This is a genomic window from Eudoraea algarum, assembly GCF_050589645.1.
Classification (GTDB): Bacteria; Bacteroidota; Bacteroidia; order Flavobacteriales; family Flavobacteriaceae; genus JBNGOQ01.
Map to the genome: position 1 here is coordinate 1,306,089 of NZ_JBNGOQ010000001.1, position 17,603 is coordinate 1,323,691.

11 protein-coding genes, 5 tRNA genes and 1 pseudogene are annotated in these 17,603 nt (G+C 45.0%); 16 read left to right on the forward strand and 1 reads right to left on the reverse strand.

Annotation, left to right across the window (positions count from 1 at the left end):
• Nucleotides 1–41 precede the first annotated feature (41 nt).
• From ACRD67_RS06105 to ACRD67_RS06175, 15 genes are all read left to right on the forward strand, one after another.
• Nucleotides 42–115 (forward strand) — tRNA-Thr (locus ACRD67_RS06105).
• A gap of 26 nt (nucleotides 116–141) precedes the next feature.
• Nucleotides 142–223, forward strand: a tRNA-Tyr gene (locus ACRD67_RS06110).
• Between the two features lie 269 nt (nucleotides 224–492).
• A tRNA-Gly gene (locus ACRD67_RS06115) sits at nucleotides 493–565 on the forward strand.
• Between the two features lie 63 nt (nucleotides 566–628).
• A tRNA-Thr gene (locus tag ACRD67_RS06120) sits at nucleotides 629–700 on the forward strand.
• Nucleotides 701–974: 274 nt separating this feature from the next.
• The gene (gene tuf, locus ACRD67_RS06125) at nucleotides 975–2,162 is read left to right on the forward strand and encodes an elongation factor Tu (RefSeq protein WP_430966151.1); all 1,188 of its coding nucleotides are present in this window, start codon (nucleotides 975–977) and stop codon (nucleotides 2,160–2,162) included.
• 71 nt (nucleotides 2,163–2,233) lie between these two features.
• A tRNA-Trp gene (locus ACRD67_RS06130) sits at nucleotides 2,234–2,306 on the forward strand.
• A gap of 98 nt (nucleotides 2,307–2,404) precedes the next feature.
• Nucleotides 2,405–2,593 carry a preprotein translocase subunit SecE gene (secE, locus tag ACRD67_RS06135; RefSeq protein ID WP_430966152.1) on the forward strand — a complete coding sequence of 63 codons (189 nt, stop codon included), beginning with the start codon at nucleotides 2,405–2,407 and terminating at the stop codon, nucleotides 2,591–2,593.
• Between the two features lie 9 nt (nucleotides 2,594–2,602).
• Entirely contained in the window at nucleotides 2,603–3,154 is a 552-nt protein-coding gene (nusG, locus tag ACRD67_RS06140) for a transcription termination/antitermination protein NusG (protein ID WP_430966153.1), read from the forward strand.
• 68 nt (nucleotides 3,155–3,222) lie between these two features.
• Nucleotides 3,223–3,660, forward strand: a complete 438-nt coding sequence (gene rplK / locus ACRD67_RS06145; RefSeq protein ID WP_430966154.1) for a 50S ribosomal protein L11 — start codon at nucleotides 3,223–3,225, stop codon at nucleotides 3,658–3,660.
• 20 nt (nucleotides 3,661–3,680) lie between these two features.
• A complete protein-coding gene (gene rplA / locus ACRD67_RS06150; RefSeq protein ID WP_430966155.1) occupies nucleotides 3,681–4,370 on the forward strand; it encodes a 50S ribosomal protein L1 in 690 nt (229 codons plus the stop codon).
• 24 nt (nucleotides 4,371–4,394) lie between these two features.
• Nucleotides 4,395–4,910, forward strand: coding sequence for a 50S ribosomal protein L10 (gene rplJ, locus ACRD67_RS06155; RefSeq protein WP_430966156.1), 516 nt, complete (start codon nucleotides 4,395–4,397; stop codon nucleotides 4,908–4,910).
• A gap of 52 nt (nucleotides 4,911–4,962) precedes the next feature.
• Nucleotides 4,963–5,346, forward strand: a complete 384-nt coding sequence (gene rplL, locus ACRD67_RS06160) for a 50S ribosomal protein L7/L12 (protein WP_430966157.1) — start codon at nucleotides 4,963–4,965, stop codon at nucleotides 5,344–5,346.
• 126 nt (nucleotides 5,347–5,472) lie between these two features.
• On the forward strand, nucleotides 5,473–9,282 hold the full coding sequence (gene rpoB / locus ACRD67_RS06165; protein WP_430966158.1) for a DNA-directed RNA polymerase subunit beta: 3,810 nt from the start codon (nucleotides 5,473–5,475) through the stop codon (nucleotides 9,280–9,282).
• A gap of 39 nt (nucleotides 9,283–9,321) precedes the next feature.
• Entirely contained in the window at nucleotides 9,322–13,623 is a 4,302-nt protein-coding gene (gene rpoC, locus ACRD67_RS06170) for a DNA-directed RNA polymerase subunit beta' (protein WP_430966159.1), read from the forward strand.
• Nucleotides 13,624–13,685: 62 nt separating this feature from the next.
• On the forward strand, nucleotides 13,686–13,997 hold the full coding sequence (locus tag ACRD67_RS06175; RefSeq protein ID WP_430966160.1) for a DUF3467 domain-containing protein: 312 nt from the start codon (nucleotides 13,686–13,688) through the stop codon (nucleotides 13,995–13,997).
• Nucleotides 13,998–14,048: 51 nt separating this feature from the next.
• Here ACRD67_RS06175 and ACRD67_RS06180 read toward each other — a convergent pair whose 3' ends face one another.
• A complete protein-coding gene (locus tag ACRD67_RS06180; RefSeq protein WP_430966161.1) occupies nucleotides 14,049–15,638 on the reverse strand; it encodes a peptide chain release factor 3 in 1,590 nt (529 codons plus the stop codon).
• Between the two features lie 420 nt (nucleotides 15,639–16,058).
• Between ACRD67_RS06180 and ACRD67_RS06185 the strand changes: the two are divergent.
• Nucleotides 16,059–17,603 (forward strand): annotated as a pseudogene (locus ACRD67_RS06185) (hypothetical protein); the annotation flags it as partial.

Genomic DNA, 17,603 nt, shown 5'->3' on the forward strand with positions numbered 1-17,603 from the left:
GAAATAGCGGACTTTTTTATGCGTAAAAGGCTTTAAAAAAAGCCGATGTAGCTCAGCTGGCTAGAGCAGCTGATTTGTAATCAGCAGGTCGTGGGTTCGAGTCCCTCCATCGGCTCGAAAGTTCTGAAAATAAAAGGTTTGGGGGAGATACTCAAGCGGCCAACGAGGGCAGACTGTAAATCTGCTGACTATGTCTTCGCAGGTTCGAATCCTGCTCTCCCCACAACAAATTTTGGAGAGCAGATGTCAAAAGCTCGCTTTTGTAAAGCTGCGAACAAAAATTTGTTGTTCGGGTCCACCCGAACAGGATGCACGACCGAAAGGGAGTGAATCCAGGAAGTTCCGGGTCCACCCGAACAGGATGCACGACCGAAAGGGAGTGAATCCAGGAAGTTCCGGGTCCGCCCGAACAGGATGCACGACCGAAAGGGAGTGAATCCAGGAAACCTGGGCAACTAGTTTGAACGGGCAATTGAAATTTTGAAAAATAATGCGGGAGTAGCTCAGTTGGTAGAGCGTCAGCCTTCCAAGCTGAATGTCGCCGGTTCGAACCCGGTCTCCCGCTCTAGAACTTTGGGTTTATGGTTGCAATTTCAAGTTTTGGTTGGAAAGCCATAGACTTAAAAAAGCCGGTGTAGCTCAGGGGTAGAGCGTTTCCTTGGTAAGGAAGAGGTCACGAGTTCAAATCTCGTCATTGGCTCAAGAGGATAGAAGTTAAGTTCTTTGATGGGGTATTTTGGATTGGAAAAAGCGAGTGACCTCGGTCACGCCTGCCCGCCCTAGGCGGGAGTTCAAATCTCGTCATTGGCTCAAGAAGATAGAAGTTAAGTTCTTTGATGGAGTATTTTGGATTGGACAAGGCCAGTGATCTCGGTCACGCCTGCCCGCCCTAGGTGGGAGTTCAAATCTCGTCATTGGCTCAAAGAGGACATAAATACGTACACTAATATAAACTAAGATTAAATTAATTAAACATGGCAAAGGAAACTTTTGATCGTTCCAAACCGCACTTAAATATTGGTACAATTGGACACGTGGATCACGGTAAAACTACATTGACTGCTGCTATTACTTCAGTATTGGCTAATGCAGGATTGTCTGAACAGCGAAGCTTCGATTCTATCGACAACGCTCCTGAGGAAAAGGAAAGGGGTATTACCATTAATACATCGCACGTGGAATACCAAACAGCAAATCGCCACTACGCGCACGTTGACTGTCCTGGTCACGCGGATTATGTGAAGAACATGGTTACCGGTGCAGCGCAGATGGATGGTGCTATTTTGGTGGTTGCCGCTACTGATGGCCCTATGCCACAAACTCGTGAGCACATCCTTTTGGGACGCCAGGTTGGTATTCCAAGAATCGTGGTTTTCATGAACAAAGTAGACATGGTAGATGATGAGGAGCTTTTGGAACTTGTTGAAATGGAAGTAAGGGAATTGCTTTCTTTCTACGAGTACGATGGTGACAATGGCCCCGTAATTTCAGGTTCCGCCCTTGGTGCACTTAACGGTGAGCAGAAGTGGGTAGATACCGTAATGGAATTGATGACTGCGGTTGATGAGTGGATCGAGTTGCCAAAAAGGGATGTGGAAAAGGATTTCTTGATGCCCGTTGAGGACGTGTTTACCATTACAGGTCGTGGAACAGTTGCCACTGGCCGTATTGAAACTGGTGTTGCCAATACTGGTGATGCCGTGGATATCATTGGAATGGGCGCCGAAAAATTGACTTCTACCATTACAGGTGTTGAAATGTTTCGTAAGATTTTGGATCGTGGCGAAGCCGGTGACAACGTAGGTATTTTGTTAAGAGGTATTGAAAAAACCGATATCAAAAGGGGAATGGTAATCTGTAAGCCAGGTTCTGTTAAACCACACGCTAAGTTTGAAGCTGAGGTATATATCCTGAAAAAAGAAGAAGGCGGGCGTCACACACCATTCCACAACAACTACCGTCCTCAGTTCTATGTTAGGACTACGGATGTAACAGGAACCATTAATCTTCCAAGCGGAGTAGAGATGGTAATGCCTGGAGATAACCTTACGATTATTGTGGATCTTATCCAGCCCATCGCATTGAGCGAAGGTCTGCGTTTCGCGATTCGTGAAGGTGGTAGAACTGTAGGTGCCGGTCAGGTTACCAAGATTTTAGATTAATACCATATCATATTAAATTATTGCATTGAGGGTGTTCTGCCATGGCAGGATACCTTTCAATGTAAATATAAACGGGTGTAGCTCAGTTGGTAGAGCACTGGTCTCCAAAACCAGGTGTCGGGAGTTCGAGTCTCTCCTCCCGTGCTAAAGTAAAGGATCAGAACACGACGGAAGGGGAGTTTTGCCCAGAACAAGGTCCAAGGGTATCCCACTTGCCGTGTAAAGAAGAAAACAGTTGCGGTATGTTCACATATATTAAGGAGTCAATAGCAGAATTAAGAAACAATGTCTCTCTACCCTCAAGGGCAGAATCTTCGAACCTAATGGTTGTGGTAGCGGTGTTCTCTATCATATTTGCGTTGGCCACCTGGGGTGTTGATACAGTATTTAGCAAACTGATACAATTGTATTTCAAAAACCTTATAAACTAAGCGGTACCTATGTCGGAAGTATTGGAAAAGAAATGGTATGTGGTTAGAGCGGTCAGTGGCCAAGAGAACAAGATCAAGGGCTATATTGAAAGCGAGGTAGTCCGATTGGGATTTGGGGACTATCTTGAAGACGTTTTGGTGCCCACTGAAAAAGTAGTGCAGATTCGCAATGGTAAAAAAATAAATAAGGAAAGGGTCTATTTTCCGGGCTACATTATGATAAAGGCCAATCTGGGGGGGGAAATGGTGCATATTATACGTTCCATTACCAACGTGATCGGTTTTTTGGGGGAAACAAAGGGCGGTGATCCCGTACCCCTTCGAAAATCAGAAGTCAATAGAATGCTTGGCAAAGTGGATGAATTGGCCGTTAACACAGATAGTGTTGCCATTCCCTTTGTCTTGGGCGAGACGGTAAAAGTAATCGATGGACCCTTTAACGGTTTCAACGGAACCGTTGAAAAAATCAATGAAGAAAAGCGTAAGCTAGAAGTAATGGTGAAGATTTTCGGAAGAAAAACACCATTGGAACTTAGCTATATGCAAGTAGAAAAAGTTTAATACGAACTGTTACATAGTTAAAAGTTGTGTTGCTTCCAATTAACACGCTTTAAATTTAATTTTAAACAATGGCAAAAGAAGTAAGTAAAGTAGTTAAACTACAAGTTAGGGGAGGTGCTGCGAATCCGTCGCCACCGGTTGGACCCGCTTTAGGTGCTGCCGGCGTTAACATCATGGAGTTCTGTAAGCAATTTAATGCGCGTACACAGGACAAACCGGGCAAAGTATTGCCAGTTGTTATCACGGTATACAAGGACAAGTCGTTCGACTTTGTCGTAAAGACACCGCCAGCGGCAGTTCAGTTATTGGAAGCGGCTAAGATTAAAAAAGGATCTGGCGAACCTAACAGGGTAAAAACCGGAAGTGTAAACTGGGACCAGGTCAAGGCTATCGCCGAGGACAAGATGGTAGATCTTAATGCCTTCACCGTGGAATCTGCAATGAGCATGGTGGCAGGTACGGCAAGATCTATGGGTCTTAAGGTGTCAGGAAAGCGACCTTTTTAAAATCTTAAAAGCAATTTAAAATGGCAAAATTAACGAAAAAGCAAAAGGAGGCCCACGCTAAAATAGACAAGAACAAACTCTATTCCGTGGAAGAAGCTTCCGCTTTGGTAAAAGAAATAACCAATACAAAATTTGATGCATCAATAGACCTCGCTGTTCGCTTGGGTGTAGACCCACGAAAGGCAAATCAAATGGTGCGTGGGGTGGTTACCCTTCCTCATGGAACCGGTAAGGACGTAAAGGTTTTGGCCTTGGTTACCCCGGACAAGGAAGCAGAGGCCAAGGAGGCCGGCGCCGATTTTGTAGGGTTAGACGAATATTTGGATAAAATTAAAGGCGGCTGGACCGATGTTGATGTAATCATCACCATGCCAAGCGTGATGGGTAAGTTAGGACCTCTGGGACGTGTTTTGGGCCCAAGGGGATTAATGCCCAATCCAAAGACGGGAACCGTTACCATGGATATAGCAAAGGCGGTATCTGATGTAAAGGCGGGTAAGATAGATTTTAAAGTGGATAAAACAGGGATTGTGCACGCTGCAATAGGAAAGGCCTCTTTTACGGCCGACAAGATTGCGGACAATGCTACGGAATTGTTGGAAACACTGCAAAAATTAAAGCCCAGCGCTGCAAAAGGGGTCTACATGAAAAGTGTTTACATGTCCAGTACTATGAGTCCCAGCGTTCAATTAGATCCCAAGGTTGGTTAACCCCGGTAGTTTAAAGTTTTTATTATGACAAGAGAAGAAAAATTAGACGTTATACAGGATTTGACCGCCCAATTGGCCGATAGTTCCACCATATATCTTGCTGATATATCGGGCTTGGACGCAGCGACCACTTCAAATCTAAGAAGGGCTGCTTTCAAGGCCAATGTAAAACTGGCAGTGGTGAAAAACACCCTGTTGGCCAAGGCAATGGAAGCCTCGGACAAAGAGTTTGGGGAGCTTCCCCAAGTGCTGAAGGGCAACACCTCGCTGATGTTCTCGGAAGCGGGCAATGGGCCGGCAAAATTGATAAAGTCGTTCAGGAAAAAATCTGATAAACCCCTGTTAAAAGGCGCTTTTATTGAAGAAGCAATCTATATAGGTGATGAGCAATTGGATACTTTGGTAAGCATCAAATCCAAAGAAGAGATGGTCGGCGAGATTATCGGATTGTTGCAATCCCCTGCCAAGAACGTTATTTCCGGACTTAAGTCGGGCGGTGGCAAACTTGCAGGCATCCTTAAAACCTTATCAGAAAAATAATACGTACGCACTAAAAACAATTATATTTTAAAATTTATTAAACGATAGAAAAATGGCAGATTTAAAAGATTTCGCAGAACAATTGGTAAACTTGACCGTAAAAGAGGTAAATGAGTTGGCCGATATATTAAAAGAAGAATATGGTATTGAGCCCGCTGCTGCAGCGGTAGCTGTTGCCGGTGGCGGAGCCGCAGGTGGCGGTGAAGCCGAGGCTGTTGAGGAAAAATCGGAATTCGACGTAATTTTGAAGGCCGCAGGTGGTTCTAAACTTGCTGTTGTAAAATTGGTTAAGGAATTGACCGGTTTAGGATTAAAAGATGCTAAGGACATCGTTGATAGCGCACCAAAAGCTGTTAAAGAAGGTGTTGCCAAAGACGAAGCTGAAGGAATCAAAAAATCATTAGAAGAAGCAGGAGCAGAAGTTGAGCTTAAATAATAGCGACAACCATACTATTTTGGTTTAGGTCTTCCCACTTAGGTGGCTAGACCTAAACCCTTTTATACCCATGTATATTAAGTAATATACCACCCGTTTTAGTATTCACGTTCAAAACGCCCATTGATGTTCACAAATCAGACTGAGAGAATAAGTTTTGCATCCGCTAAGAACATTCCGGACTATCCGGATTTCTTGGATATTCAGATAAAATCGTTTCAAGATTTCTTTCAACTTGAAACCAAATCTGATGAAAGGGGTAATGAAGGATTGTACAATACCTTCATGGAAAATTTCCCGATCACAGATACCCGAAACCAGTTTGTATTAGAGTTTCTTGATTATTTCATAGATCCACCAAGATATTCCATACAAGAATGTATAGAACGTGGTCTTACCTATAGTGTACCGCTAAAGGCAAGATTAAAATTGTATTGTACCGATCCGGAGCACGAGGATTTCGAGACCATTGTACAGGACGTTTATTTGGGAACCATTCCCTACATGACGCCCAGCGGAACCTTTGTTATCAATGGTGCCGAGCGCGTGGTCGTATCTCAATTGCACCGTTCTCCAGGGGTGTTCTTTGGACAGTCTTTCCACGCCAATGGAACCAAACTGTATTCCGCAAGGGTTATTCCTTTCAAAGGTTCTTGGATAGAGTTTGCCACGGATATTAACGGCGTTATGTACGCCTATATCGACAGAAAGAAAAAATTGCCTGTAACTACCTTGTTCAGGGCCATTGGCTTTGAACGCGATAAGGATATTTTGGAAATCTTTGACCTTTCGGAAGAAATCAAGGTGTCCAACGCAGGTTTAAAGAAAGTACTGGGCCGCAAATTGGCCGCAAGGGTATTGAATACCTGGCACGAGGATTTTGTGGATGAGGATACCGGCGAAGTGGTTTCCATTGAGCGGAACGAAATTGTTCTGGACAGGGATACCGTGCTCGAGAAAGAACATGTGGCGCAGATTTTGGAGGCCGATGTAAAGACCATCCTACTCCATAAGGAGAACAATGCGCAGTCTGACTATGCCATCATACACAACACCTTGCAAAAGGACCCTACCAACTCTGAAAAAGAGGCGGTAGAACATATTTATCGCCAATTGCGAAACGCGGAACCGCCAGATGAGGAAACGGCCCGTGGTATTATAGATAAATTGTTCTTTTCCGATCAGCGTTACAACCTCGGAGAGGTAGGTCGCTACAGAATGAACAAGAAGTTGGGCTTGGATATCGGGATGGACAAGCAGGTCCTTACCAAGGAAGATATCATTACCATCATAAAATATTTGATCGAACTGATCAACTCCAAGGCAGAGATCGATGATATTGATCACCTTTCCAATCGTCGTGTACGTACGGTGGGAGAGCAATTGTCCTCGCAGTTTGGTGTTGGTTTGGCGCGTATGGCAAGAACCATCCGCGAGCGTATGAACGTAAGGGATAATGAGGTCTTTACCCCGATCGATCTGATTAACGCGAAGACGCTCTCTTCCGTAATCAATTCGTTCTTCGGTACCAATCAGCTGTCCCAGTTCATGGACCAGACCAATCCCTTGGCCGAGATTACGCACAAGAGAAGATTGTCTGCATTGGGACCTGGGGGACTTTCACGGGAAAGAGCAGGTTTTGAGGTACGGGACGTACACTATACCCACTACGGTAGGCTTTGCCCTATAGAAACGCCCGAAGGACCTAACATTGGTTTAATCTCCTCACTTTCCGTGTTTGCCAAGGTAAATCCTATGGGCTTCTTGGAAACTCCATATCGCCAAGTCGATAAAGGTGTGGTGAATACTAAGGAATACAGGTATTTAAGTGCTGAGGAAGAAGAAGGGATGAAAATTGCCCAAGCAAACATTCCCCTCAAGGATAACGGTACCATAAATAGTGATAAGGTGATAGCCAGGGAAGAAGGGGATTTTCCCGTGGTAGATCCAGCAGAAGTAAATTATACCGATGTTGCACCCAATCAGATCGCTTCCATTTCGGCTTCTTTGATCCCCTTCTTGGAGCACGATGATGCCAATAGGGCCCTGATGGGATCTAACATGATGCGGCAGGCGGTTCCGTTGCTAAAACCACAGTCGCCCATTGTAGGTACAGGACTGGAGCGGCAGGTTGCCTCGGATTCCCGCGTATTGATCAATGCAGAGGGCGATGGAGTAATCGAATATGTGGATTCCCAAAAGATTACCATTAAGTACAATCGCACGGAGGACGAGCGCTTGGTAAGTTTTGAAGAGGATTCCAAAACCTACGAGTTGGTAAAGTTCAGAAAGACCAACCAGGGTACCAGTATCAATTTGAAACCTATTGTTAAAAAAGGAGATAAAGTTAAAAGGGGACAGGTATTATGTGAAGGCTACGCTACGGAAAAAGGCGAATTGGCTTTGGGAAGAAACCTAAAAGTGGCCTTTATGCCATGGAAGGGGTACAACTTTGAGGATGCCATCGTAATTTCTGAAAAAGTGGTACGGGAAGATATCTTTACTTCCATCCACATTGATGAATATGCCCTAGAAGTACGGGATACCAAATTGGGGGCCGAGGAACTTACGAATGATATTCCCAACGTCTCCGAGGAGGCTACCAGGGATTTGGACGAATATGGAATGATTCGCATCGGGGCCGAGGTAAAGCCTGGGGATATATTAATTGGTAAGATTACTCCAAAAGGGGAATCGGATCCTACGCCCGAGGAAAAACTGCTTCGCGCCATCTTTGGGGACAAGGCGGGAGATGTTAAGGATGCATCCTTAAAAGCATCTCCATCCCTACGCGGTGTGGTCATCGATAAGAAGTTGTTTTCCAGATCCATCAAGGATAAAAGAAAACGTTCCGAGGACAAAGAGGCCATTTCCAAGTTGGAGCTCGATTATGAGGTCAAATTCCAGCAGCTCAAGGACATTTTGGTCGACAAGTTGTTTGCCCTGATCAACGGTAAGACTTCCCAAGGGGTATTGAACGACCTGGGAGAGGAAGTGCTGCCAAAAGGGAAGAAGTACACGATGAAGATGTTGAATGCGGTAGACGACTTTGCCCATTTGGTCGGCGGTAGCTGGACAACGGACAAGGCTACCAATGCCTTGGTGGCCGATTTGTTGCACAACTATAAAATTAAATTGAATGACCTTCAAGGGAATTTAAGGAGAGACAAGTTTACTATTTCCGTAGGGGATGAACTCCCTGCCGGTATCATGAAATTGGCCAAAGTCTATATCGCCAAGAAGCGCAAGCTTAAAGTTGGGGATAAAATGGCGGGTCGCCATGGAAACAAGGGTATTGTGGCGCGTATTGTACGTCAGGAAGATATGCCCTTCCTGGAAGATGGTACTCCAGTAGACATTGTTTTGAATCCATTGGGGGTACCCTCACGGATGAACATTGGGCAGATTTATGAGACGGTACTTGGCTGGGCCGGTCTTAAATTGGGCAAGAAGTTCGGTACGCCTATTTTTGATGGCGCCACGCTCGAGGAAATAAATGCCTACACGGACGAAGCAGGTATCCCTAGGTTTGGACATACCTATTTGTACGACGGAGGTACAGGACAGCGTTTTGACCAACCGGCTACGGTAGGAGTCATCTATATGCTAAAATTGGGGCATATGGTAGACGACAAAATGCATGCCCGGTCCATAGGACCCTACTCCCTGATCACACAACAACCCTTGGGTGGTAAAGCACAGTTTGGAGGTCAGCGTTTTGGGGAAATGGAAGTATGGGCCCTGGAAGCGTACGGCGCTTCGGCCACTTTACGTGAAATATTGACCGTAAAATCCGATGACGTAATCGGAAGGGCCAAAACGTACGAGTCTATCGTTAAAGGAGAGACCATGCCTGAACCTGGTTTGCCAGAATCCTTCAATGTATTGATGCACGAGCTTAAAGGTTTAGGCTTGGATATCAGATTGGAAGAATAATAACATTAAACTCATTTAATTCATTATCACCATATTGTAATGGCTAGACTAAAAGATAATAACCCAATAAAAAGGTTCGATAAAATTTCAATCGGATTGGCATCTCCAGAGTCAATTTTGGCAGAGTCAAGAGGTGAGGTTTTAAAACCTGAAACGATTAATTACAGGACGCACAAACCAGAGCGTGACGGGCTTTTCTGTGAACGTATTTTTGGTCCTGTGAAGGATTATGAATGTGCGTGCGGAAAGTATAAAAGAATACGTTATCGAGGTATTGTTTGTGATCGTTGTGGTGTTGAGGTGACCGAGAAGAAGGTACGTAGGGACCGAGTGGGACATATCAATCTGGTTGTTCCCGTAGCCCATATCTGGTATTTCCGTTCCTTACCCAACAAAATAGGGTACCTTTTGGGACTTCCTTCCAAGAAATTGGATATGATCATTTATTACGAACGTTACGTGGTCATCCAACCTGGACTCGCCAAGGCAACGGAAGAGGGGGAAGAAATCAAAAAAATGGATTTCCTTACAGAAGAGGAGTATCTGAATATTTTGGAGACCTTGCCACCGGAGAACCAGTATTTGGAAGATAGCGATCCCAACAAGTTTATCGCCAAAATGGGCGCCGAATGCCTTATAGACCTTTTGGCACGGATCGATTTGAACCAATTGTCTTACGATTTAAGGCATAAAGCAAATACGGAAACTTCTAAGCAGCGTAAGACCGAGGCTTTGAAGCGCCTTCAGGTAGTAGAGGCCCTTAGGGAGTCACAGGAGAACAGGGAGAACAAGCCGGAATGGATGATCATGAAGGTGGTTCCTGTTATCCCACCGGAATTGAGGCCCTTAGTGCCCTTGGACGGAGGCCGTTTCGCAACTTCGGATCTTAATGACCTTTACAGAAGGGTAATTATCCGTAACAACCGTTTGAAGCGATTGATGGAAATCAAAGCACCTGAAGTTATCCTAAGGAATGAAAAGCGTATGCTCCAGGAAGCTGTGGATTCCCTGTTTGATAATACCCGTAAGGCCTCGGCCGTTAAAACGGAATCGAACAGGCCCTTGAAATCACTTTCGGATTCCTTAAAAGGTAAACAAGGACGTTTTCGTCAGAACCTTTTGGGAAAACGAGTGGACTACTCCGCACGTTCGGTGATCGTTGTGGGCCCTGAGATGAAATTATATGAATGTGGTCTTCCGAAAGATATGGCCGCAGAGCTTTACAAGCCGTTTGTGATTCGCAAACTGATCGAAAGGGGTATTGTAAAGACGGTAAAATCTGCCAAGAAGATCATAGATAAAAAGGAACCCGTGGTTTGGGATATCCTAGAAAACGTGTTGAAAGGACATCCGGTACTATTGAACCGGGCCCCTACTTTGCACCGTTTGGGTATTCAGGCGTTTCAGCCCAAGCTTATCGAAGGAAAGGCCATTCGTTTGCACCCCTTGGTTTGTACGGCCTTTAACGCGGATTTTGATGGAGATCAAATGGCAGTGCACTTACCCTTAGGCCCTGAGGCTATTTTGGAGGCGCAGCTGCTAATGTTGGCTTCGCACAACATACTGAACCCTGCCAATGGGTCACCTATTACGGTACCCTCACAGGATATGGTATTGGGACTGTACTATATGACGAAGGAGAGAAAATCCACGGATGAGCTAACCGTCAAGGGAGAAGGCCTTACGTTCTATTCTGAAGAGGAAGTGGTCATCGCTTTCAACGAGGGAAAGGTTGAACTCAACGCCGGTATTAAGGTAAGGGCCAAGGACTTCAATGAAGAAGGGGAATTGGTAAATCAGATTATAACCACTACGGTAGGTAGGGTGTTGTTCAATATGGTGGTACCGGAAGCAGCTGGCTATATCAACGATATATTGAACAAAAAATCCCTGCGCGATATCATCGGGAAAATATTGGCGGTTACGGATGTACCCACCACTTCTGATTTCTTGGATAAGATTAAGACCATGGGTTATGAATTTGCCTTCAAGGGAGGACTTTCCTTCAGTTTGGGAGATATTATCATTCCTCAAGAAAAGCATGAAATGATTGCCGATGCCAACGGTCAAGTAGATGGCATTATGGCAAATTATAACATGGGTCTTATCACCAACAACGAACGCTACAATCAGGTTATTGATGTATGGACCTCCACCAATGCGATGCTTACCGAGCTGGCCATGAAACGGATCCGTGAGGATCAACAAGGGTTCAACTCGGTATATATGATGCTCGATTCAGGCGCAAGGGGTTCAAAAGAACAGATACGTCAGCTGACCGGTATGCGGGGATTGATGGCCAAACCCAAAAAATCAACGGCCGGTGGCGGGGAGATTATTGAAAACCCCATTCTTTCCAATTTTAAGGAGGGATTGTCCATTCTGGAGTATTTTATCTCAACACACGGTGCGCGTAAAGGACTCGCAGATACGGCCTTGAAAACAGCGGATGCGGGCTATTTGACCCGTCGTTTGGTTGATGTGTCACAGGATGTGATCATCAATACCGAAGACTGTGGTACCTTGCGTGGTATCGAGGTGGAAGCGTTGAAAAAGAACGAGGAAGTCGTGGAAACCCTGGGAGAACGAATCCTTGGAAGGGTTTCGCTGCACGATGTGCATGATCCATTGACCGAAGAGCAGTTGCTTACGGCCGGTCAGGAAATTATGGAGGCCGATGTGAAGAAAATAGAAACCTCCCCGATCGATAAGATTGAAGTGCGTTCTGCGTTGACCTGCGAAGCACAAAAGGGAATATGTGGAAAATGTTACGGTAGAAACCTGTCTACAAACAAAATGGTACAGCGAGGTGAAGCGGTAGGTGTTGTAGCAGCACAATCCATCGGTGAGCCCGGAACGCAGTTGACCCTGCGTACCTTCCATGTAGGTGGTATTGCCGGAAACATTTCAGAGGACAACAAACTCATGGCAAAATTTGATGGTGTTGCCGAGATCGAAGATCTTAGAACGGTTATTGGGGAAGACGGGGAAGGCAACAAAGCCGAAATCGTGATTTCCAGAACATCCGAAATCAAGGTAGTGGACACCAAGACCGGTATTACCCTTAGTACCAACAATATTCCTTATGGATCTCAAATTTCCATTAAAAATGGTGCGAAGATCAAGAAAGGCGATGTTGTTTGCCAATGGGACCCCTATAACGGGGTTATTGTTTCCGAATTCCCTGGGAAAATCGCTTATGAAAATATTGAGCAAGGAGTTACCTATCAGGTAGAGATTGATGAGCAAACAGGTTTCCAGGAAAAGGTGATATCCGATTCGAGGAACAAAAAGCTGATTCCTACTTTGTTGATTATGAACAACAAGAACGAAGTATTACGTTCTTACAACCTTCCCGTGGGCTCCCATATTATGGTAGACGATGGGGATAAGATCAAAGAAGGTAAGATTTTGGTGAAGATTCCTCGTAAATCTGCCAAGGCAGGTGATATTACAGGAGGTCTTCCAAGGGTAACCGAATTGTTCGAGGCACGTAACCCATCAAATCCTGCAGTTGTTTCGGAGATCGATGGTGTGGTGTCCTTTGGAAAAATAAAAAGAGGAAATCGTGAAATCATCATCGAATCCAAATTGGGAGAGATCAAGAAATACTTGGTGAAGCTTTCAAACCAAATTTTGGTACAGGAGAACGATTATGTCCGTGCAGGAATGCCTTTATCCGATGGCTCTATTACACCAGAGGATATTCTGTCGATTAAAGGACCTTCTGCCGTACAGCAGTATTTGGTCAATGAGGTTCAGGAAGTGTACCGTCTGCAGGGTGTAAAGATAAACGATAAGCATTTTGAGGTAGTCGTGAGACAGATGATGCGCAAGGTTCGGATCCAGGATTCAGGGGATACCATTTTCTTGGAAAACCAGCTGGCACATAAGGACGACTTCATCCGGGAGAACGATGAGATTTTCGGTAAAAAGGTAGTGGAAGATTCCGGTGAATCCGAAAACCTAACCGCGGGTCAAATCATAACGGCGCGTGAACTTAGGGATGAGAACTCCATACTTAGGCGGGCCGATAAGACTTTGGTAACTGCCAGGGATGCGGTTGCAGCAACGGCAACGCCCATACTGCAAGGCATTACAAGGGCGTCCCTACAGACCAAATCCTTTATTTCGGCAGCTTCCTTCCAAGAGACCACCAAAGTGTTGAACGAAGCTGCAGTAAGCGGCAAAGTAGATCATTTGGAAGGCTTGAAGGAAAATGTAATTGTTGGACATAAGATTCCCGCCGGTACCGGTATGAGGGACTATGAAAACATCATTGTAGGTTCCAAAGAGGAATACGATGAGATCATGGCCCGCAAAGAGGAATTAAAATTCTAGATAAAAGAGACCCTCGATAACCATTCGAGGGTTTTTCTTTTTAAATAACACGATACTGAGTTATGGATAAGAAAGATCAAAAACAGAAGCAGATCAATATTGAATTGGATGAGAAAACGGCCGAGGGAGTATATTCCAACCTGGCCATTATCAATCATTCCGTTTCCGAATTTGTGGTGGATTTCATTAGCATGATGCCTGGAGCGCCCAAGGCAAAGGTGAAGAGCAGGATTGTCTTGACGCCACAGCATGCCAAAAAATTCCTGAAGGCACTCAATGATAATGTGAATAGATTTGAAAAGGCCCATGGCACGATCAAGGATTATGAGCAACCGCCCATACCCTTAAATTTTGGACCTACAGGTGAAGCATAAAAAAACCCGCAAATCATAGATTTGCGGGTTTTTTTTATTACCCTTTGGGAATCACTCGAATTCCGAAGTAAAATGAAGCCTCACAGACGGGTACTTTTGCTGTGTCATTTGCAATGAGAATTGGGAATCTGCCAAAAATACCAGCTGTCCACGCTTGTCCCTGGCCAAAAACTTCTGCTTTACCCGCTTAAACTCCTTGAATTCCTCGCTTGCGGCATCTTCCGGATCCACCCAACACGCCTTGTGCACCGGAAAGTTCTCATAGGTACATTTGGCTCCGTATTCATGTTGTAAACGGTATTGGATCACCTCATATTGAAGCGCGCCTACAGTGCCAATGACTTTTCTATTGTTCAATTCCAAGGTAAACAATTGGGCCACTCCCTCATCCATGAGTTGGTCTATTCCTTTGTTCAATTGCTTGGCCTTCATGGGGTCCGCGTTGTTGATATACCGGAAATGTTCAGGGGAAAAACTCGGAATTCCTTTGTAGTGGAGTTTCTCGCCCTCGGTAAGGGTATCCCCGATCTTAAAATTACCAGTATCGTGGAGCCCTACAATATCGCCGGGATAGGAGATATCCACAATCTGTTTTTTTTCGGCGAAAAATGCATTGGGGCTGGAAAATTTCAGGTTTTTGCCTTGTCGTACATGCAAATAGGGTTTGTTTCGCTCAAACGTTCCCGATACTATTTTAACAAAGGCCAACCGATCCCTATGTTTGGGATCCATATTGGCATGGATCTTAAAAACGAAACCCGTAAGGCTTTTTTCATTGGCATTGACCAAGCGCTCCTCGGACATCTTGGCCCTCGGGGTAGGTGCAATTTCCACGAAACAATCCAACAGTTCGCGCACGCCAAAATTATTGAGTGCGGAACCGAAGAACACGGGTTGCTGTGAGCCTTCCAAATAGGCAGTTTCGTCAAATTTGGGGTATATCCCATGGACCAGTTCCAAATTTTCACGGAGTGATTCAGCTGCATCCGAACCAATGATATTCTCCAACTCCGAACTGCCCAGATCATCAAAGGCAATGGTCTCCTCAATATGTTTCTTGCTATCGCCGCTGAACAGGTTGATATTCTTCTCGTATATATTGTAGATGCCCTTAAAATCGTAACCCATACCTATGGGAAAGCTCAATGGACTGACTGTGAGACCTAATTTTTGCTCTACTTCGTCCAAAAGGTCAAAAGCGTCCTTACCCTCTCGGTCCAACTTATTAATAAAAACAATTATGGGAATGTTCCGCATACGGCAGACCTCTACCAGTTTCTCAGTTTGTTCCTCCACTCCCTTGGCCACATCAATGACCACGATGACACTATCTACGGCGGTAAGCGTCCTAAACGTGTCTTCCGCAAAATCCTTGTGTCCTGGGGTATCTAAAATGTTGATTTTCTTGTCTTTATATAAAAAAGCAAGTACGGAAGTAGCTACCGAAATTCCACGCTGTCGTTCAATTTCCATGAAATCACTGGTGGCCGATTTTTTAATTTTATTGTTCTTAACGGCACCTGCTTCCTGAATGGCCCCTCCAAATAAGAGGAGTTTTTCCGTTAAGGTGGTTTTCCCTGCATCCGGATGTGAAATAATTCCAAAAGTGCGTCGTTTCGCTATCTGTTCTTCAAAATTCATTTGCGAAAATTTGGGCAAAAATAAGGCAAATTATACTTCCCAAGGGCCCAGGGCATTCCTTATTTTTAAAGGCCCTTTTGTTGTAGACAATCCAGGCTCCCGATAAAAAACAAAATTCACCTTGTTTATCGCTGGACGTAACTATCGATGAACGGTAAAAATAATCGATTTTTAGGGAGATGGATAATCTTTTTTTAGCGATTACCCGTACATTAAATAGTGTTGAAAGATGAATAAAATGGCCATTTGTCGAGGAAAATTGTTTTTGAAAGATTTTTAGTACGTCGGCTTTCAAAACTATTTGGTGATCGGAATTTTAGCCATATCTTGCACTGATACTTAGAGTAGCCCTAATATTCTTACTTGTACCAAATTCCTGTAGTGCCATGGTGAGCAGTTTAACCAATAAGACTCCCACTTATGGACAACTTTACTTTGAATTCAATCCCGTACAAGATATCCTACGGCCTAAGGTTGATTACCTTTCTCCTACTTTTGTTTTCCCTTTCTTCCTTTGATGATAAAATGACGATTGTTTCCGTTGAAACCTATGCGTACACGGATACGGACGGGGACGGCATTCCGGATAACAAGGATATGGATGATGACGGCGATGGCATATTGGATGTGGAAGAGGGAAATGAAGATCCAGATCAAGATAATCTTCCCAATCGGTTGGACATAGATTCGGACAATGATGGCATACTGGACAATGTGGAGGCCCAGGCCGCACAGGACTACATAGCACCTTCAGGAGATGATGTGGATGGGAACGGCTTGGATGATGCTTATGAAAATGTACCTGGCAGCTGCAATGGACTGGCACCTATAGATACGGATAATGATGGTTACCCAAACTACTTGGATATCGATTCAGATGATGACGGAATCCCTGATAATGTGGAAGCGCAACCCACTGACACTTACGTTGCCCCAGAAGGCGCCGACGATGACGACGATGGTCTGGACAATGCCTATGAAGGTGCGGGGAACGAAGGTCTTGAACCAGAAAATACAGATGGTACGGATAACCAGGACTATCTTGATGATGATAGCGACAACGACGATGTTCCCGATAATATAGAAGGGAACGATTTTAATTTTGACGGGGAACCGGACCATACCTTCACCGGAAACGATACCGATGAAGATGGTCTCGATGACGGGTACGAAGGTTCCGATACCAATGACGGCTTCGACGTAAACGACGAAATCAATAATCCGGCCAACGATCTTCCGGATGAGGATGGGCTTCGGGATGTGGATTATCGCGACCTGGAAAATATAGATCAAGAATGTCATGTTGTCAATGCGGACCGCTGCAATCCTGGTGTTTATGCACCCGCAAATTTTTGGTGGTCTGCATCAGGTTTCTTTTCCTCCACCAACAACCATAAACTGAAGTTTACCACTTTTAATGACGGTACCGCCCTTATCTCAGGAGCCACGAAATCTGGAAATTGTACAGCTGAGGTGTATGTTGTACTGAAAAATAAAATGGATTGGGATGCATGGAGCGCGGCAGGAGGAAGCTTTAAGGAAGAAGGTTGTTCCGGGGCGGTGGCCGAAGATTTGCACTACTATGTTATCGATAAGACCAAGAGTTTCATTACAATCTCCGGTGAGGACTGTGAAGCGGAAGGTACTTTTGTGGTTTCCCAACGTCCTGATCCGGACGATTCCACAACGCCCAATTTAGGGGTACATGTAGGTCCCGGTGGCGCACTTCGAGACACCAATACAGGGGCAGACGGTCTCGCTGGTTGGGGTTGGATGGGACCGAAAAGCAATGAAAGAAAATGGAAGATAGACTTTAATTTTCTGCTTGACTGTAAAACGCCACCTGAAGATCCGGATACGGATGATGATGGTGTCCCTGACGGTACTGATATCGATGATGACAATGACGGTATTTTGGATACCGTGGAAGACCCCAATCTGGATGGTGACGACGATCCATTGACC

Coding starts and splice junctions, on each gene's coding strand:
- tuf (WP_430966151.1), top strand. CDS start 975: ATGGCAAAGGAAACTTTTGATCGTTCCAAACCGCACTTAAATATTGGT.
- secE (WP_430966152.1), top strand. CDS start 2,405: ATGTTCACATATATTAAGGAGTCAATAGCAGAATTAAGAAACAATGTC.
- nusG (WP_430966153.1), top strand. CDS start 2,603: ATGTCGGAAGTATTGGAAAAGAAATGGTATGTGGTTAGAGCGGTCAGT.
- rplK (WP_430966154.1), top strand. CDS start 3,223: ATGGCAAAAGAAGTAAGTAAAGTAGTTAAACTACAAGTTAGGGGAGGT.
- rplA (WP_430966155.1), top strand. CDS start 3,681: ATGGCAAAATTAACGAAAAAGCAAAAGGAGGCCCACGCTAAAATAGAC.
- rplJ (WP_430966156.1), top strand. CDS start 4,395: ATGACAAGAGAAGAAAAATTAGACGTTATACAGGATTTGACCGCCCAA.
- rplL (WP_430966157.1), top strand. CDS start 4,963: ATGGCAGATTTAAAAGATTTCGCAGAACAATTGGTAAACTTGACCGTA.
- rpoB (WP_430966158.1), top strand. CDS start 5,473: ATGTTCACAAATCAGACTGAGAGAATAAGTTTTGCATCCGCTAAGAAC.
- rpoC (WP_430966159.1), top strand. CDS start 9,322: ATGGCTAGACTAAAAGATAATAACCCAATAAAAAGGTTCGATAAAATT.
- ACRD67_RS06175 (WP_430966160.1), top strand. CDS start 13,686: ATGGATAAGAAAGATCAAAAACAGAAGCAGATCAATATTGAATTGGAT.
- ACRD67_RS06180 (WP_430966161.1), bottom strand. CDS start 15,638: ATGAATTTTGAAGAACAGATAGCGAAACGACGCACTTTTGGAATTATT.